Annotated in this window: 17 protein-coding genes and 1 tRNA gene; 11 read left to right on the top strand and 7 right to left on the bottom strand. The window is 64.2% G+C overall.

Features of this window, described 5'->3' with window-relative positions; translation table 11 throughout:
- The coding region (locus tag VKZ87_RS03945; RefSeq protein WP_324219947.1) for an SMP-30/gluconolactonase/LRE family protein at window positions 1-434 on the bottom strand (434 nt) is incomplete at its 3' end.
- The gene (locus VKZ87_RS03940) at window positions 431-1,540 is read right to left on the bottom strand and encodes an NAD(P)/FAD-dependent oxidoreductase (protein WP_324219946.1); all 1,110 of its coding nucleotides are present in this window, start codon (window positions 1,538-1,540) and stop codon (window positions 431-433) included. The genes VKZ87_RS03945 and VKZ87_RS03940, both read right to left, overlap by 4 nt.
- Before the next feature lie 155 nt (window positions 1,541-1,695).
- On the opposite strand from VKZ87_RS03940, the gene VKZ87_RS03935 reads away from it, so the two are divergent.
- The 9 genes from VKZ87_RS03935 to ptsN all read left to right on the top strand — a co-directional run bounded on the left by VKZ87_RS03935 (window position 1,696) and on the right by ptsN (window position 8,366).
- Window positions 1,696-1,782, top strand: a tRNA-Leu gene (locus VKZ87_RS03935).
- A gap of 71 nt (window positions 1,783-1,853) precedes the next feature.
- Window positions 1,854-2,468, top strand: coding sequence for a ribonuclease D (locus VKZ87_RS03930; protein WP_324219945.1), 615 nt, complete (start codon window positions 1,854-1,856; stop codon window positions 2,466-2,468).
- Window positions 2,469-2,594: 126 nt separating this feature from the next.
- A complete protein-coding gene (locus tag VKZ87_RS03925; protein ID WP_324219944.1) occupies window positions 2,595-3,671 on the top strand; it encodes a KpsF/GutQ family sugar-phosphate isomerase in 1,077 nt (358 codons plus the stop codon).
- A gap of 122 nt (window positions 3,672-3,793) precedes the next feature.
- Complete coding sequence (gene lptC, locus VKZ87_RS03920) at window positions 3,794-4,354, top strand: LPS export ABC transporter periplasmic protein LptC (RefSeq protein ID WP_324219943.1); 561 nt, start codon at window positions 3,794-3,796, stop codon at window positions 4,352-4,354.
- Window positions 4,355-4,359: 5 nt separating this feature from the next.
- Window positions 4,360-4,971 carry an LptA/OstA family protein gene (locus tag VKZ87_RS03915; RefSeq protein WP_324219942.1) on the top strand — a complete coding sequence of 204 codons (612 nt, stop codon included), beginning with the start codon at window positions 4,360-4,362 and terminating at the stop codon, window positions 4,969-4,971.
- Window positions 4,972-4,973: 2 nt separating this feature from the next.
- Window positions 4,974-5,756, top strand: a complete 783-nt coding sequence (lptB, locus tag VKZ87_RS03910; RefSeq protein ID WP_324219941.1) for an LPS export ABC transporter ATP-binding protein — start codon at window positions 4,974-4,976, stop codon at window positions 5,754-5,756.
- A 13-nt stretch (window positions 5,757-5,769) separates the two neighbouring features.
- A complete protein-coding gene (gene rpoN / locus VKZ87_RS03905) occupies window positions 5,770-7,314 on the top strand; it encodes an RNA polymerase factor sigma-54 (protein ID WP_324219940.1) in 1,545 nt (514 codons plus the stop codon).
- Window positions 7,315-7,455: 141 nt separating this feature from the next.
- The gene (gene hpf / locus VKZ87_RS03900) at window positions 7,456-7,860 is read left to right on the top strand and encodes a ribosome hibernation-promoting factor, HPF/YfiA family (protein ID WP_324219939.1); all 405 of its coding nucleotides are present in this window, start codon (window positions 7,456-7,458) and stop codon (window positions 7,858-7,860) included.
- Between the two features lie 41 nt (window positions 7,861-7,901).
- On the top strand, window positions 7,902-8,366 hold the full coding sequence (ptsN, locus tag VKZ87_RS03895; RefSeq protein ID WP_324219938.1) for a PTS IIA-like nitrogen regulatory protein PtsN: 465 nt from the start codon (window positions 7,902-7,904) through the stop codon (window positions 8,364-8,366).
- Between the two features lie 16 nt (window positions 8,367-8,382).
- Here the strand turns inward: ptsN and VKZ87_RS03890 are convergent, their stop codons facing one another.
- Entirely contained in the window at window positions 8,383-8,628 is a 246-nt protein-coding gene (locus VKZ87_RS03890; protein ID WP_324219937.1) for a DUF1150 family protein, read from the bottom strand.
- Window positions 8,629-8,648: 20 nt separating this feature from the next.
- Window positions 8,649-9,110: an Hsp20 family protein gene (locus tag VKZ87_RS03885; RefSeq protein ID WP_414655620.1), complete on the bottom strand. Its 462-nt coding sequence runs from the start codon at window positions 9,108-9,110 to the stop codon at window positions 8,649-8,651.
- A 133-nt stretch (window positions 9,111-9,243) separates the two neighbouring features.
- Between VKZ87_RS03885 and VKZ87_RS03880 the strand changes: the two genes are divergently transcribed.
- Window positions 9,244-10,752, top strand: coding sequence for a 3-hydroxyacyl-CoA dehydrogenase (locus tag VKZ87_RS03880; protein WP_324219936.1), 1,509 nt, complete (start codon window positions 9,244-9,246; stop codon window positions 10,750-10,752).
- A gap of 15 nt (window positions 10,753-10,767) precedes the next feature.
- Here the strand turns inward: VKZ87_RS03880 and VKZ87_RS03875 are convergent, their stop codons facing one another.
- The 3 genes from VKZ87_RS03875 to VKZ87_RS03865 form a co-directional block, all read right to left on the bottom strand.
- On the bottom strand, window positions 10,768-11,361 hold the full coding sequence (locus VKZ87_RS03875; RefSeq protein WP_324219935.1) for a hypothetical protein: 594 nt from the start codon (window positions 11,359-11,361) through the stop codon (window positions 10,768-10,770).
- A gap of 116 nt (window positions 11,362-11,477) precedes the next feature.
- Entirely contained in the window at window positions 11,478-12,863 is a 1,386-nt protein-coding gene (locus tag VKZ87_RS03870) for a HAMP domain-containing sensor histidine kinase (protein ID WP_324219934.1), read from the bottom strand.
- A 66-nt stretch (window positions 12,864-12,929) separates the two neighbouring features.
- Complete coding sequence (locus VKZ87_RS03865) at window positions 12,930-14,669, bottom strand: dihydrolipoyl dehydrogenase family protein (RefSeq protein WP_324219933.1); 1,740 nt, start codon at window positions 14,667-14,669, stop codon at window positions 12,930-12,932.
- Window positions 14,670-14,686: 17 nt separating this feature from the next.
- On the opposite strand from VKZ87_RS03865, the gene VKZ87_RS03860 reads away from it, so the two are divergent.
- Window positions 14,687-15,211 (top strand): DUF3772 domain-containing protein (locus tag VKZ87_RS03860; RefSeq protein WP_324219932.1); only part of this gene is annotated, 525 nt, incomplete at its 3' end.

Raw genomic sequence — 15,211 nt, 5'->3', positions numbered from 1 at the left:
GTGACGGGGCCGACAATCTCCTGCCGGATCAGTTCCCTGCCATCGAGACGATAAAACGCACCGCCAGCCTCTCCGCGCGGCTCGAAGATGGTACCGACATAAAAGCGGCCCTGGCGGTCACAGCGACCGTCATTGAAGCGCTGCTCCTGCGGATTGCCGTAAGGGGCACCGGCCAGCTTCTCGCGCTGGCCGGCCCGGAGATCCAGCCGGTAAATCCCGCTGCGCAAGGCCGCGATCATGCCGGTTTCCGTCAGCGCGATGCAGCCGATCGACTCCGGCATGGACCAGGTATCGATGGCGCGGGAGATCGGATCGTAGCGGTGCAGCGCCGGCGTATTGATATCGACGAACCATAGCTTCTTCTCGCGGGCGCACCAGACCGGGGATTCACCCAGGTCGAACTGGCCGTCCAGGACGCAGATCGGCTCGCTCATGCGGCATCCACCATGTCGGCGACGTATTCGCCGATCGCCAGCGAGGCGGTAAGGCCGGGGCTTTCGATGCCGAACAGATTGATCAGTCCGGGAGCGCCATGGGCTTCTGGCCCCTGGACCAGAAAATCGTCGGCCTTGCTGCCCGCTGCCGAGAGCTTCGGCCGCACACCGGCGTAGCCCGGCTGGATCGCGCCATCCGGAAGGCCGGGCCAGTAGCGCCGGACTGCGGCATAGAACTTCTCACCTCGTTGCGGATCCACGGAATAGTCGATGCGGTCGATCCATTCGACATCGGGGCCGAAACGCATCTGCCCGCCCATGTCGATGGTGACATGCGTGCCCAGACCACCCGGTTCCGGCACGGGATAGATGAGGCGCGAGAAAGGCGGCTTCATACCGCTGAGCACGAAATAGTTTCCCTTGGCGTAGTAGCAGCCGGGCAGACTCTCGGGGCGGACGCCCGCGATTTTCCCGGCGATTTCCTGTGCGGCGAGACCGGCAGCATTGATAACGTAACGCGCTTTCAGCCGCGTCGGTTCCGCCCCGCCGATCTCCACCACGATGCCGTCATTCTCCACGCTGCCGCCGGATACCGGCGCACCGAAAGCCAGCATGGCGCCATGGTCCTCGGCCTCGCCCTGATAGGCCAGCATGAGCCCGTGGCTATCGATGATGCCGGTGGAGGGCGAGAGCAGGGCACCGACGCAGTGCAGCTGCGGTTCCAGGGCCAGCGCCTCCTCCCGCGACAGCCAGCGCAGATCGTCGACGCCGTTTGCCGCCGCCTTCTGCTTCAGAGCCTCGAGCTCCGGGATCTGGCTGTCGTCGGTGGCCACGATCAGCTTGCCGCAGCGCTTGTGCGCTACCCCCCGGCTCTCGCAATAGGCATACAGCGCCTGTCTGCCGGTGACGCAGAGTCGGGCCTTCATGCTGCCGGCCGGATAATAGATCCCGGCGTGGATGACTTCGGAATTGCGGGAGGAAGTGCCGCTGCCGATCAGATCGGTTGCCTCGACGACGACCACCTCCCGGCCCCTGAGGGCCAGCGACCTGGCCACGGCAAGGCCGACCACGCCGGCGCCGATCACAAGAGATTCAACGGTATCCATATGTCCCTTCCGCTACCCGGCCGGCCCAGTTTTCCGCCTTGCAGCCGGGGAAGCAATCCCCGCCATCTGTGACCTTGCAATGCTTGACTTCTACCGGCCGGGGCCGTAAAGACACGCCTCGGCGCGGGCCGGCCTCAGGTCGGCCCGCACCGTTTGCCCAGGTGGCGGAATTGGTAGACGCGCTAGCTTCAGGTGCTAGTGACCGCAAGGTCGTGTAAGTTCGAGTCTTATCCTGGGCACCAATTCCCGAGTTTCCGCGCCGTATCGCGGCTCCCGCACCGGACGTGCGGGCCCCCAATGAAGAGCGCTGCGCATGGCAATTTCCGTATATCAGGGTGACCTGCCGGACGGCCTCGACCTGGGCCCCGTGGTTGCCGTGGATACTGAAACGATGGGGTTGCGCACCATGCGCGACCGTCTCTGCGTGGTCCAGCTTTCCGGCGGGGACGGCAATGCGCACCTGGTCCAGTTTCAGGCCGGCGCCGGCTACGTCGCCCCCAATCTCAAGCGCATCCTCGAGGATCGCAGCATCCTCAAGCTGTTTCACTTTGCCCGCTTCGACTTGGCGGCGCTGAAGCAGTATGTCGGCGCCGACACGGCACCGGTTTACTGCACCCGGACGGCCTCGCGGCTGGTCCGCACTTTCACCGACCGGCACGGGCTGAAGGACCTCTGCCGGGAGCTCATCGGGGTCGAGATCTCCAAGCAGGAGCAGTCCTCCGACTGGGGGGCGCCGTCGCTTACCGAGGCCCAGCAGCGGTATGCCGCCTCGGATGTGCTCTACCTGCATCAGCTGAAAACCGTACTGGACGCGATGCTGGCGCGGGAGGGCCGGACCGCCCTCGCTCAGGCCTGCTTCGACTTCCTGCCGGCGCGGGCTGCGCTGGACCTGGCCGGCTGGCCGGAAGAGGATATTTTTGCACATTGATTCCGAAGTGCCCGGAATCATTTGGTAATCCGGCCGCTTGGGACGCTCAAGCAGTTTGCATTTTCCGGTCCGATTCTCCATATTTGGCACGATTCTTGTTTATCGTCCGAGCCTGATGGATAGCCTATGACATCCGCACCAGCCGCCACGCGGATCAAGCGTGCCGGACGCAACCGTGCGAAGGATAGCTCCAGCGTCGTTCCCGTAACGCGGGGCAAACCGGCAGCGCATCCCGATATTGCAGCGGCGCGCCGCGTATTGCTGATGGAGGCCAATGGCCTTGCAGCCCTGGCCGCCAATCTGGACACGGCCCTGGTCAAGGCCGTCGACATCCTGCATGCCGTTGGCGCCGAGCATGGCCGCTCGCGTGTCATCGTTTCGGGCATGGGAAAGAGCGGCCATGTGGCGCGCAAGATTGCCGCGACGATGGCATCAACCGGTACGCCGGCCTTCTTCGTGCATCCTGCCGAGGCCAGCCATGGCGATCTGGGCATGGTGGTCAAGGGCGACGCCGTCATGGCGCTGTCGAATTCCGGTGACGTGCCGGAGCTTGCCGATCTGATCGCGCACGCTAAGCGTTTCGGGATTCCCCTCATCGGCGTTACCTCGAAGCCGCGCTCGGCCCTTGGGCAGGCGAGCGACGTGGCCCTGATCCTGCCGCCGGTGGAAGAGGCCTGTCCGATGGGGTTGGCGCCGACCACCTCGACCACGATGATGCTTGCGCTGGGCGATGCGCTGGCTGTCGCGCTGATGGAGCGCAGGGGGTTCACCCGGGATCACTATCGCGTCTTCCATCCCGGCGGACGGCTCGGCAAGCAGCTGATCAAGGTCCGGGACCTCATGCATACCGGTCCGGAGATGCCGCTGGTGGAAAGCGGTACCGGAATGCGCGAGGCCCTGCTGACCATGGCGGGCCGGAGCTTCGGGTGCATCGGCGTCGTGGGCACCGGCCGCATGAAGGACAAGCTGATCGGCATCATTACCGACGGCGACCTCCGTCGTCACATCGAGGGCGATCTGCTGTCGCAGAAGGTCGATGCGGTTATGACCAGGTCGCCTATGACCATCGGCCCGAACAGCCTCGCCGTCGAGGCGCTGCGCGAAATGAACAGCCGGCGCATCACCTCGTTTTTCGTGGTGGAGGGTTCGCGCCCGATCGGCATCCTTCACATGCATGACTGCGTCCGGGCCGGGATCATGTGATGGTGGATCAGCCCGAACAGGCCGCAGGTGTAATGCGCGGGAGACCTGCCGCGGATTTCGCGCCGCGCGAGTCCGGCACTGTTGCCGCCACGCTCCAGCGTCGGCGGCGTTTTGCCCATTTCATGAAGTTTGTCCTCCCGCTTTTCGCGCTGGGCATGGTGGCGGCAGTGATTGCCTGGCCGCAGCTGGCCAAGCGCCACGCAATGCTGCCGCTCAGCTTCAGCGATGTCGAAACGGCGAATGCGGCCCTGGTAATGAACAATCCGCGCTATCGCGGGACGGATTCGAAGAACCAGCCCTACATCGTGACTGCCGACCGGGCCGTCCAGGATCCGGAAGACGATCAGCAGGTCACGCTGGACAATGTGAAGGCCGACCTGACGGCGAACGACGGAAGCTGGTGGTCGCTGACGTCCAACACCGGCCTGTATCACGGCGGCCTGAGGCTGCTGCATCTGTTCGGCGACATTTCCGTCTTCGGCGACAACGGCTATGAAATGCATGGCATCACTGCCGAGGTCGACCTCAACACCAGTCAGCTGTCCAGTGATGACAAGGTCTGGGGCAAATCCGAGCTGGGGCTGATCCGGGCCAACGGGCTGCGGGTCTACGAGAAGGGGCGGGTCATCGTGTTCATCAATGGCGTCAACACAACGATCCATCCGCGCAAGGGGCGGGGCTGATCAAGATGCGATATCCCGTATGCCTCTGCCTGCTGGCGGTGCTGACAGTTGCCATGCTGCCGCCGGGCGCCGCGGCCCAGATCGGTCTCGGCAGCCGGCAGAACAGCGATCAGCCGATCGAGATCGCCTCCGATACGCTTGAGGTGCAGCAGGACAAGCAGCTTGCGATTTTCCGCGGCAAGGTGGATGTCGTTCAGGGCGACACGCGCCTGCGGTCCGATGAACTCTATGTCTATTACCGCGACCGGCAGGCGGACCAGACCGCCAGCGGCGCGGCGCAGTCCCCGGCGCCAGCCCGGTCCGCGCCGACCACCTCGGCCGGCCCGGATGCCAGTTCGATTACCCGGATCGAGGCGAAGGGCAATGTCTTCGTGTCGACTCCCAAAGAGCGCGCCCAGGGGCAGTTCGGCGTCTATGATGTGGACAAGAAAACGATAACGCTGACCGGCGATGTTGTATTGACCAGCGACCAGAGCACCGTTCGCTGCGAGCGGGCGGTGATGCATCAGGATACCGGTCGCAGCACCTGCGATCCCGTTGCCGGTGGCCGCGTTCGGGGAGTTTTCGTCCCCGGCAATACCAACCCCGCTCCGTCCGGTCCGGAGAACCGCAGGTGATGATGACCGGGGATCAAGCAGAGTCCAGAACCGACGGCATTCGTCTGGTTGCCGAGAATCCCTTTCCCGGTCTGGCCGCCCATCGGCTCGGCAAGAGCTTCAAGAAGCGGCCCGTGCTGCGCGATGTCTCGCTTTATGTGCAGCGTGGTGAAGCAGTTGGCCTGCTGGGTCCGAATGGCGCCGGCAAGACGACAACCTTCTACATCATGACCGGGCTGATCCGTCCCGATCACGGATCGATCACCCTGGACGGTCACGATATCACCGGCGTGCCGATGTACCGCAGGGCCCGTCTGGGCATGGGCTATCTGCCGCAGGAGGCTTCCATCTTTCGTGGCCTCACGGTCGAGCAGAATATCCGGGCCGTGCTGGAACTCGTCGAACCGGAAGCCGATCGCCGCGAGGTGATGCTGGACGATCTTCTGGCGGAATTCTCCATCTCGCATCTGCGTCGCACGCCCGCGCTCGCCCTCTCGGGCGGCGAGCGGCGCCGCTGCGAGATCGCCCGCGCGCTGGCGACACAACCATCCTTCATGCTTCTCGATGAGCCGCTGGCCGGCATCGATCCCATCGCGGTCGGCGAAATCCGCGAGCTGGTTTCCCACCTCAAGGATCGCGGCATTGGCGTGCTGATTACGGACCACAATGTCCGCGAAACGCTCGACATCATCGATCGGGCCTACATCCTGCATGACGGCAAGGTGCTGATGGAGGGCAGCCCGCAGGAGATCGTCGCCGACGAGAATGTCCGCCGGGTCTACCTCGGCGACCGCTTCAGCTGGTAATCGGAGCCTGATCATGGCGGTCGGTCCCCGTCTCGAGTTAAGGCAGGGCCAGGCGCTGGTGATGACGCCGCAATTGCAGCAGGCCATCAAGCTGCTGCAATTGTCCAACCTCGAACTGCTTGCCTATGTCGAGCAGGAGCTCGAACGTAATCCGCTTCTGGAACGGGTCGACGCCGAGGGCGGCGATGCCGATGACGGCATCGAGCCGTTTGAGACCGGGGAGGCGGACGCAGACGGCGCTCCGTCACGCCTCGATCTTGCTTCTGACAGCACAGCCGATACGGCCCGCGCCGCCCTGGATGCCGAGGGCGACAACACGTTCACGAACGACAGCGGTTACGATGCCGTGGCCTATGACGCAGGGCAGGACGGCACGTATATTAGCGGGCGTGGCGGGGATCCCCGGTTCGAGGATGGCGAGTCTTCTTTCGAGCAGTCGCTTTCGGAAGCAAAGACCCTGCGGGAATATGTGCAGGACCAGTGGCAGCTGATGCCGGCCAATGCAGGGGATCGCCTGATCGGCGCCGCCCTGATCGACGCGCTGGACGACGCCGGATACATAACCGAGCCACTTGCAGACATCGCAGCCAGACTGGGGGTGGAGGAAGACGAGGTCGAAGCCGTCCTGCTCGACCTGCAGACCATCGAACCGGTCGGCCTGTTCGCCCGCAGCCTGAAGGAATGTCTGGCGCTGCAGCTGAGGGATCGCAACCGGCTCGACCCGGCGATGCAGGCGTTTCTCGACAATCTCGAACTTCTGGCCAAACGCGACATTGCCGGCCTGATGAAGCTCTGCGGCGTCGATCAGGAAGATATCGCGGACATGGTGAAGGAGATCCGCGCGCTCAACCCCAAGCCCGGCCTGCTGTTCGGAGGAGAGCCGGTCCAGACGCTGATCCCGGATGTATTCGTCCGGCGTGCGACCGATGGTGGCTGGGCTGTCGAACTGAACAGCGAGACGCTGCCGCGGGTGCTGGTCAATAGCCGCTATTACGCCAAGGTGAACCGCTCTGCGCCGAAAAACGGCACCGACAAGCAGACCAGATCCTATCTTTCGGAATGCCTCAACTCAGCCAACTGGCTGGTCAAATCCCTCGATCAGCGGGCACAGACGATCCTGAAGGTAGCCAGCGAAATCGTGCGGCAGCAGGACGGATTCCTGCGGCATGGCGTCACGCATCTCAAGCCGCTGAACCTGCGCGCGGTCGCCGAGGCGATCGAAATGCATGAAAGTACCGTGAGCCGCGTCACCTCGAACAAGACGATGGCAACGCCGCGCGGCATTTTCGAGATGAAGTATTTCTTCACCGCCAGCATCGCTGCCACGGATGGCGGCGAAGCCTTCTCGGCGGAATCGATCCGGCATCGCATCAAGTCTCTGATCGACAGCGAGCGACCGGACGATATTCTTTCGGATGACAAGATCGTCGAAATTCTGGCCGGCAAGGGTGTGGATATCGCGCGCCGCACCGTGGCCAAGTATCGCGAGGCGATGAATATTCCTTCGTCGGTGGAGCGCCGTCGCCTGAAACGCGCTGGATTGCTGGAAGTCGGCTGACCGGGTTTATCTGCAGGATTATAAACCGACACCTGGTTATCACTGGCCTCTACGGCCGGTCCGGTATACAATAAAAAAACGACTTGAGAATCAGTGGCTTATGCCCTCCGGCTTATATTGACAGAGGAGGGGCCCTTCTCTATGGTCCGCGACCGGCATGACGGGTTTGAAGGACTGTACTATCATGCCGCACCGAGCCATATCGGATCTCGACGCATCATGAATATCCAGATTTCTGGGCAGCAAATCGATCTCGGCGAGTCATTGCGGACCTACGTGACGGACAAGCTGGGGGCCACGGTTTCGAAATACATGGACAATGCCGTCGGTGCCCAGGTCGTCTTCCGCCGCGATGCCTCAGGCTTTCTCTGCACATGTTCGGTTCATATCGGAGCGGATATAGACATGCATGCCGAAGGGGAAGCCCAGGATATCTACTGCAGCTTTGACGTGACGCTCGAAAAGCTCGCCAAGCAGCTGCGCCGCGACAAGCGCAAGCGCCGCAATCATCATACGCGTACGCCGACTGCCGAGAGCAATTCCTGATTCGCATCAGGACTCGGCCTCAGCGCGGAGGCACAATTTCCATGGAAATCTTTCAGCTACTGAGCCCGGATGGCGTCATCGCCAATCTCAAGGCCAACAGCAAGAAGCAGGCGCTGCAGGAGCTGTCGGCGCGCGCGGCGCGCATCACCGGCCAGCATGAGCGGGTAATCTTCGATACCCTGCTCGAGCGCGAGCGCCTGGGAACCACTGGTGTCGGCAACGGCATTGCGATCCCGCATGGCCGGCTGCCCGGACTGGACAAGCTCTACGGATTGTTCGCCCGAGTCGAGCGGCCCGTCGATTTCGATTCCATCGACGAGATGCCGGTCGATCTGATGTTTCTGCTGCTGGCGCCGGAGTCCGCCGGTGCCGACCACCTCAAGGCGCTAGCCCGGGTGTCCCGCCTGCTGCGCGACAAGTCAGTCTGCGAGAAGCTGCGCGGCGCGGAAAGCGCCGACGCGCTATACGCCCTGCTGACGGACGGGCCGGCCAGCAACGCTGCCTGACTTGCCGCTCTGCCGGTTAATGCACGTCGACCGGAATCAGATCATTCTGAATCGCTGCCGCGAAAGCCAGATCCCGCACCGGGGCTGAACCGAGCGGCGTGCCGTTCGCGGCAAAGATCGCCCAGCCCTTGCCCTGCGGCGTTTCGACCGGTCGGATATAGGCCAGTTCAGGCGCGCCGAGATTGGCGAAATGCTCCTGCGACATCACATGCTGCATCTTGGCAGCGTTCACGTATCCATCCGTGTCTCTGGGGGTAGCCATGGTCTTGTACTCCTTATCCGCTAACTGCGGTTGTCTGGGGTGCTGACATTGAGCGCGTCGTCGCGTTCAGTGCCAGTCGTCTTTATGCTTATGGTCCGGACCTGCGGTTGCGGTTTGGGGCGCCGCAGGTCGATATGCAGCAGCCCGTTGCCCAGGCTTGCTCCGGTGACCTCAATCCCTTCCGCCAGCACGAAACTGCGCTGGAACTGGCGGGCCGCAATCCCCCGGTGCAGGTAAACCCGTTCCTTGTCGTCGGTCTGCCTGCCGCGGATGACCAGTTGGTTGTCTTCAACCGTGATGTTCAGGTCACCGGCAGTAAACCCGGCAACGGCCAATGTGATGCGAAGGCCGTCATCACGAGTCTGTTCAATGTTGTAGGGGGGATAACCCTCGGTACCGGATTTCGCTGCCCGCTCGATCATGCGTTCGACATGGTCGAAGCCGAGCAGAAGCGGACTGGAGAACAGAGAAACACGTGTCAAGGCGGCCTCCTTATCAAGCGAGCTGCCGTCAGGGCCCTATCAGGCACCCCGACGCCGATCATGTGGGGTGTGGTTGCTTGCAGATCAAGATCCTTCCCGGCAGGATGCCGGCTGGAAAAAAGGGAGGAAACCGGTGACCGCACAGGGGCAAGACATTGAAATCGTGGGGATTGTCGGTGCCGGGGCAATGGGTCGGGGCATCGCCCAGGTGGCCGCGACCGGCGGCATGCAGGTGCTGCTGTATGACGCGGCGGCCGGAGCCGCGGGGCGGGCGCGGGACGCCATCAATGCCCAGCTCGACCAGCTGGTCGGAAAGGGGCGGATGGCCGCTGCCGATGCCGAGGCGGCCAAGGGCCGGCTGAAACTCGCCGACAGCCTGGAGGCGCTGGCGCCCGCCGATCTGGTGGTCGAGGCCATCGTCGAAAATCTCGCGGTCAAGCAGGAGGTCTTCCGGCAGCTGGAAGCCATCGTCCGCAGCGACTGCCTGCTGGCGTCCAACACATCGAGCCTCCGCATCGCCAGCATCGCCAGCGCCTGCCAGGAGCGCGGCCGCATTGCCGGCCTGCATTTCTTCAACCCGGTCCCGCTGATGAAGCTGGTGGAGGTGATCCGCGCGCCGGGAACCAGCGAGGCCACCATCGCGGCCCTCACCAGGGTGGGCGAGCGCATGGGAAGGGTTCCCGTCGTCGTGCAGGACAGTCCCGGCTTCCTGGTCAACTTCGGCGGGCGCGTCTACACGCAGGAAGCGCTGCGGATCGTTTCCGAAGGCGTGGCGAGCCCCGCCCAGGTCGATGCGGTCATGCGCGACGCCTGGAGCTTCCGCATGGGGCCCTTCGAACTGATGGACCTGACCGGTATCGACGTGAACTTTCCGGTCAGCCAGATCATCCACGAGGGCTATTTCTACGACCGCCGGCTGGCGACCACTCCGCTGCACCAGTTGCTGAAGGAAAGCGGCCAGTTCGGCCGGAAGACGCGGCGCGGTTTTTTCGAGTACGACGCCAGTGGCAAGGCGATCGTGGAGTCGCCGGATGCCGCCACTGACGCGCCGGCCGTCAGCCGGATTGCCCTGGCAGAGCAGGACGACGCGCTTGGCGAACTGCTGCGCGGATTCGGCTTCGAGGTCAGCGCCTTCGACGACGGCGAAAGCCCGCTTCTGTGCGCGCCGCTGGGAGAGGATTGCAGCAGCTTCGCAGCACGCCTCGGCCTGGATCACCGCCGCCTGATCGGCTTCGACATCGCCGGCAAGCTGGACAAGCGGGTAACCATCATGCGTCCGCCCGGTGCCAGACAGGACCTGTTCGACGGTGTCATTGCAGGACTGCAGAAAGCCGGCCGGGCGGTGACGGCCATCTGCGACAGTCCCGGCTTCATCGGCCAGCGCATTGCCGCCATGGTGGCGAACCTGGGTTGCGAAATGGCGCAGATCCGGATTGCCAGACCCCATGACATCGACAAGGCGATGACGCTCGGCCTGAACTATCCCTTCGGGCCGCTGGCCCTGGCCGATGCCATGGGCGTCGAGACCGTCCACACGATCATGACCCAGTTGCAGACCATCACGGGCGACGACCGCTATCGGCCCAGCCTGTGGCTGCGTCGCCGTGCCCTGCTGGGCCTTTCGGCACTTACGGAGGATTGAGGGGCAGTTGCCGCCTCACATCGCCAGGCGGCGGTCCAGTTCGCTGGCCGAAGGCACCACGAGAACCGGCGGCGGTCCTGCCGGATTGACGGGTGCGATCTTCACCGGATCGCCTTCGAGGGGCTGTCCGACCGGCGCCACGGTCACAGGGTCGGTCGCCGGAGACTGCTGCGTCTGATCCACGGGCATGACCGCAACCTGCTGCGGATTGGTGCGCCGCCCGGGCGGGGACATCGGCATGCGCGGATCGGCCAGCGGGCGGGGCTTGTCGGGAAGGGCGCGGCCCTGGAGCGAGTAGGGATCCGGTTCGCCATAGCAATCCACGCCGCCCAGCGTCTTGAAGCACCAGACCTCCTGCCGGTCGGTCGGCTTGTAATTGCTGACGCAGTAACGTCCGTCGCTGAGAAAATTGTAAGGAGAGCAGGAAACATCCAGCTGCCGCTCGATATTCGTCTTGACCACATGGGCGGCAAGGCCGATGGCGACATACTGGGCGGCCGGGGGCGGCAGATAGGTGTGTTCGCCGGTGGGGCGCGTCCCGCTTTCACAGCCGGCAAGGAGCCCAAGGGCCAGCAGCGGCACGATCGCGCGGGTTACCTGCTTACGCATGACATTCTCCTGCGTGGTCTGGTCTGAAGATGACTGGACCTGTTCGGCCTTTCTGGCCAGCGGCGATTATCGCCCGTGCGGAGATGAAGTTCCAGTTAAGCGTTATGGTTAAAGCATCATTTCGGGCCGGAGGGATCGGGCAGGCGAATCCGGAAGGTCGTGCCGAGCGGTCCGGTCCGGGCCAGTTCAAGATCGCCGCCATGGGCGCGGGCGAGCTCCCGTGCGATGGCGAGGCCGAGGCCCGTCCCGCCGGAGCGCCCGCCGCGGAACGGCTCGAAGAGGTGCGCCTGGGCTTCGGGACTTAGTCCGCCGCCGGTATCGGCGACCTCAATCACGGTGGCGCCACTGCTGGTCGCGGCAGCGATGCGGAGGTCGCCGCCCTTCGGCATCGCCTGGGCAGCGTTGCGCATCAGGTTGTTCAGGATGCGGTAGAGATGCTCGCCATCCGCATACACCCTCAGGTCGGCAGGCACGGCGTTGTGCCAGCGGACACCGGTGCCATCGGGAATGGCCAGCCCGGCAGCGACATCCTCGGCAAAGTCGCGCAGGACGAAATGCTCCGGCTCGGGCGCCCGCTCCTCCGCCTTGCCGTACCGCAGGGTCTGCGCGCAAAGGGCGATGGCCCGGTCGATCGAGTCGACAAGGCGCGGCGCCACCTGCCGGACAGTGGGATCTTCCGACGCTTCCAGGCGGTCGGAGACCAGTTGAGCCGATGCCAGCATGTTGCGCAGATCGTGGCTGATCTTGCTCACTGCGATACCGAGCTGCGCCAGCCTTCCGCGCTGGTTGAGCGCATGGCGCAGTTCCTGCTGCATCGCCTGCAACTCGCGCTCGGCCAGGCCGAGCTCGTCGTCGCGATTGGAGGGGCGGATGATCTGCCGGGCATCCTCCGGCGCCGAGCGGAACCCGACGATGCTTTCGATCAGGCGCCGCATCGGGCGCACCAGCCACCATTGCAGCGTCAGGTAAACGAGACTGGCCGTTATGATGGAGATGACCAGCGACACGGTGAAAATCCGCCAGGAGAACGCACGCAGCGCGTCGGTCAGCGGCGCCGTCGGCAGTACCACCTCGATACGCGTCGCGCCATCGCGCGGCGAGGGCCCGATCACGCGCACGAAATCGTCCGCTTTCCCGACAAGGGTTTCGAGAGAGTCGAGGATCGCTTCCCACCACATCCAGTTGGACAGGTCGATGGCGGGCCCCAGCATCGGCAATTCCTGGCGATCGCTGAGGACCAGGGCACTGGCTTCCCTGCGGCGCATGGCCACGAGCTTGGCGCCGACATTCCTGAGCAGTTCGTCCTCCAGCTCGGCGCTCACCATGCCGTCGGGAGCGGCCAGCAGCGCCAGCGCCGCCTGGTCGGCCAGTTCGATCCGCGATTCGAAGTAGCTGATCCGGAAACGTGCCATGGACGGCAGATAGATCAGTATTTCCGCCAGCATGACGAAGCCGATCGTCAGCACCAGCAATCGGCTGGAGAGGCCGGTCATGCTGCGCATGATCCCGGCCCTGGGCGGTGTGCGGCGTTCCTCTGGAGGATGGGCGTCCATTCCCGTGTTGTCGCATCAGCCCAGACGGGCAAGAAACTGCACCAGCTTCTTCGTGAACGGACTGATCAGCTTCGGTTTGTAGAAATCGCCCGCGATCCGTTTGGCGATCTCTCCCCGGGTGGGATAGGGCGAAACCATGGCCTGCAATGCGCCGATACCCAGCCCTTTCTCCATCGCGAGAATCCATGGCTGGAGCAGATCGCCGGCTTCCGGGCCGACAATGCCGGCTCCGAGAATGCGGCCGCTGCGGCCGACGATGGCCTTGACCAGGCCTTCGGAACGCGCCTCCGCCTGTGCTCGGTCATTCGCCGCAAACTGCTGGCGCAGGATCGTGATTCTGCCATGCTTTGCCCGGGCTTCCTCTTCGGTCAGGCCGACGCTTGCAAGTTCAGGGTCGCCGAAAGTCACGCGCGGTACTGCAGCATGATCGGCCTTGGTCGGCAGGCGGAACAGCGTGTTCTTGAGCACGACGCCCGCGTGATACTCTGCCGTATGGGTAAAACGGCTGATGCCTGTGGCATCGCCGATGGCATAGATTTTCTCGTTGCTTGTCCGCAGGCGGTCATCGACGACAATGCCCCGTTGTCCCACTTCGACCCCGGCGGCATTCAGGCCGAGATCCTCGACATTCGGCTTCCGGCCTGCCGCGACGAGCAGGTGCGATCCGGCAATGCGGTCTTCGCTGCCATCCGGCAGCCGCAGCGTCAGCACGATTCCCGAAACCGTGGTTTCAGCCCTCAGCAACTCCGTCCGTTCGCGAATGATGACTCCGTCCTGCCGCAGGCTGTCCAGCAGCAGGCCGGACAGCTCCGGATCTTCATCCGGCAGGCAGCGCCCGCGTTCGACAACGGTGACCTTGGAACCGAACCGGCAGAAAGCCTGCGCAAGTTCGACGCCGCCGGAGTCGCCGCCGAGGACCAGCAGATGAACCGGTCGCTCAGTCAGATTGAAGATGGTTTCGTTGGTGTCATAGGCGACCTCCGCCAGTCCCGGCACCGCCGGGATGAGCGGACGTGAGCCGGTGGCGATCACGAAGCGGCGAGCCCGGATCGTCACGCTGCCGGCAGTCAGCGTATCCGGCCCGGTGAAGCGGCCTTCGGCCTGCAGAACCTGGACGCCCATCGCCGTGAACCGCTCGACGGAATCATTGGGGGCAACGGCAGCGATCGTATTCTTCACATGCCGCATGACGGCCGTGAAATCGACCTCAGGCTCCTCGTACTGGATGCCCAGCTTCGCTGCGTGGCGCCAGGAGACGGCGTGCCGTGCCGCGCTGACAATGGCCTTGGACGGAAGGCAGCCGTAGCTGAGATGGGTGCCGCCCATCCGGCCCCGTTCCACCAGGACGGCCCTGGCGCCCAGCAGAGCGGCGCCGGCCGCGACCGCAAGGCCGCCGGCACCGGCACCAATGACCGCAATGTCGCAATCGATCCGCTCGCTCATGGCTGCTGTCCGCCTGATCCGCCCCGCATCCGTCTGCGTGTGTTGGCGTCTGACAACGCCAGAAAAGACGTCACCGCCTGAAGTGTCAAGGCAATCGGCATTCCGCAGGAAAGGTTGGATCGTGAGGTGGCGGTACCGGATGGTATCACCGGACCGGACGCCGGAATTTTTGGATGAGAACCGGTTCCGGGCTTCGCCGACCTTGTTTTTGCCCCAATCGGGTCGCAATGGAGGGGAATTGCTCCGGCACGATTGTAAATGCCGCTTCAGCGACCTGATGCTCCGCGGCCGGAAAGTATTCGAGGCGATCACATAATATGCGACGATTAATGCTGCTCCTGATACCGGTGCTGGTGCTGCTGGCCGGCCCGGTGCTGGCCCAGGGTGGAACCACGGTGACGGCGGCCACCGACTGGGCTGCCGCGTTCAATCCCATCGCCCGCCAGTTGCGCGATCCGCGTATCGGGGACGAGGAGTTTGCCACGCTGCGCCAGGAACTGGATCGTCTGCGTGTTGCCGCGACGACCGAGCGCGACCGGTTCAGGCAGGCGGCGGGTGCAGCGCAAAGCCAGCTGGACGCCCTGGGAGCACCACCTGCGGAAGGGCGCGAATCGCCTGCTGTGGCGGAGTCCCGCCGCCGGCTCACCGCCCAGGTCCAGACCCTCCAGGACAATGCCAAGCAGGCCGAACTGGCGCTCGCCCAGATCGTGGCTTTGCATGACGAAGTGGAGGAGGGCGCGCGACGGCAGTTCACGCGCCAGCTGAGCTATCGTGGCCCGGCGCCATTCCTGCCGACCTTCTGGCGCAACGGACTCGATGACATAGGCGAGCTGGCCGGCAGACTGGCTGCAGAT

Origin of the sequence: Ferrovibrio sp., assembly GCF_035304305.1 — a bacterium.
GTDB lineage: Bacteria > Pseudomonadota > Alphaproteobacteria > Ferrovibrionales > Ferrovibrionaceae > Ferrovibrio.
Note: the sequence above shows the minus strand (reverse complement) of the source record. Positions and strands in the feature narration are given on the sequence as shown.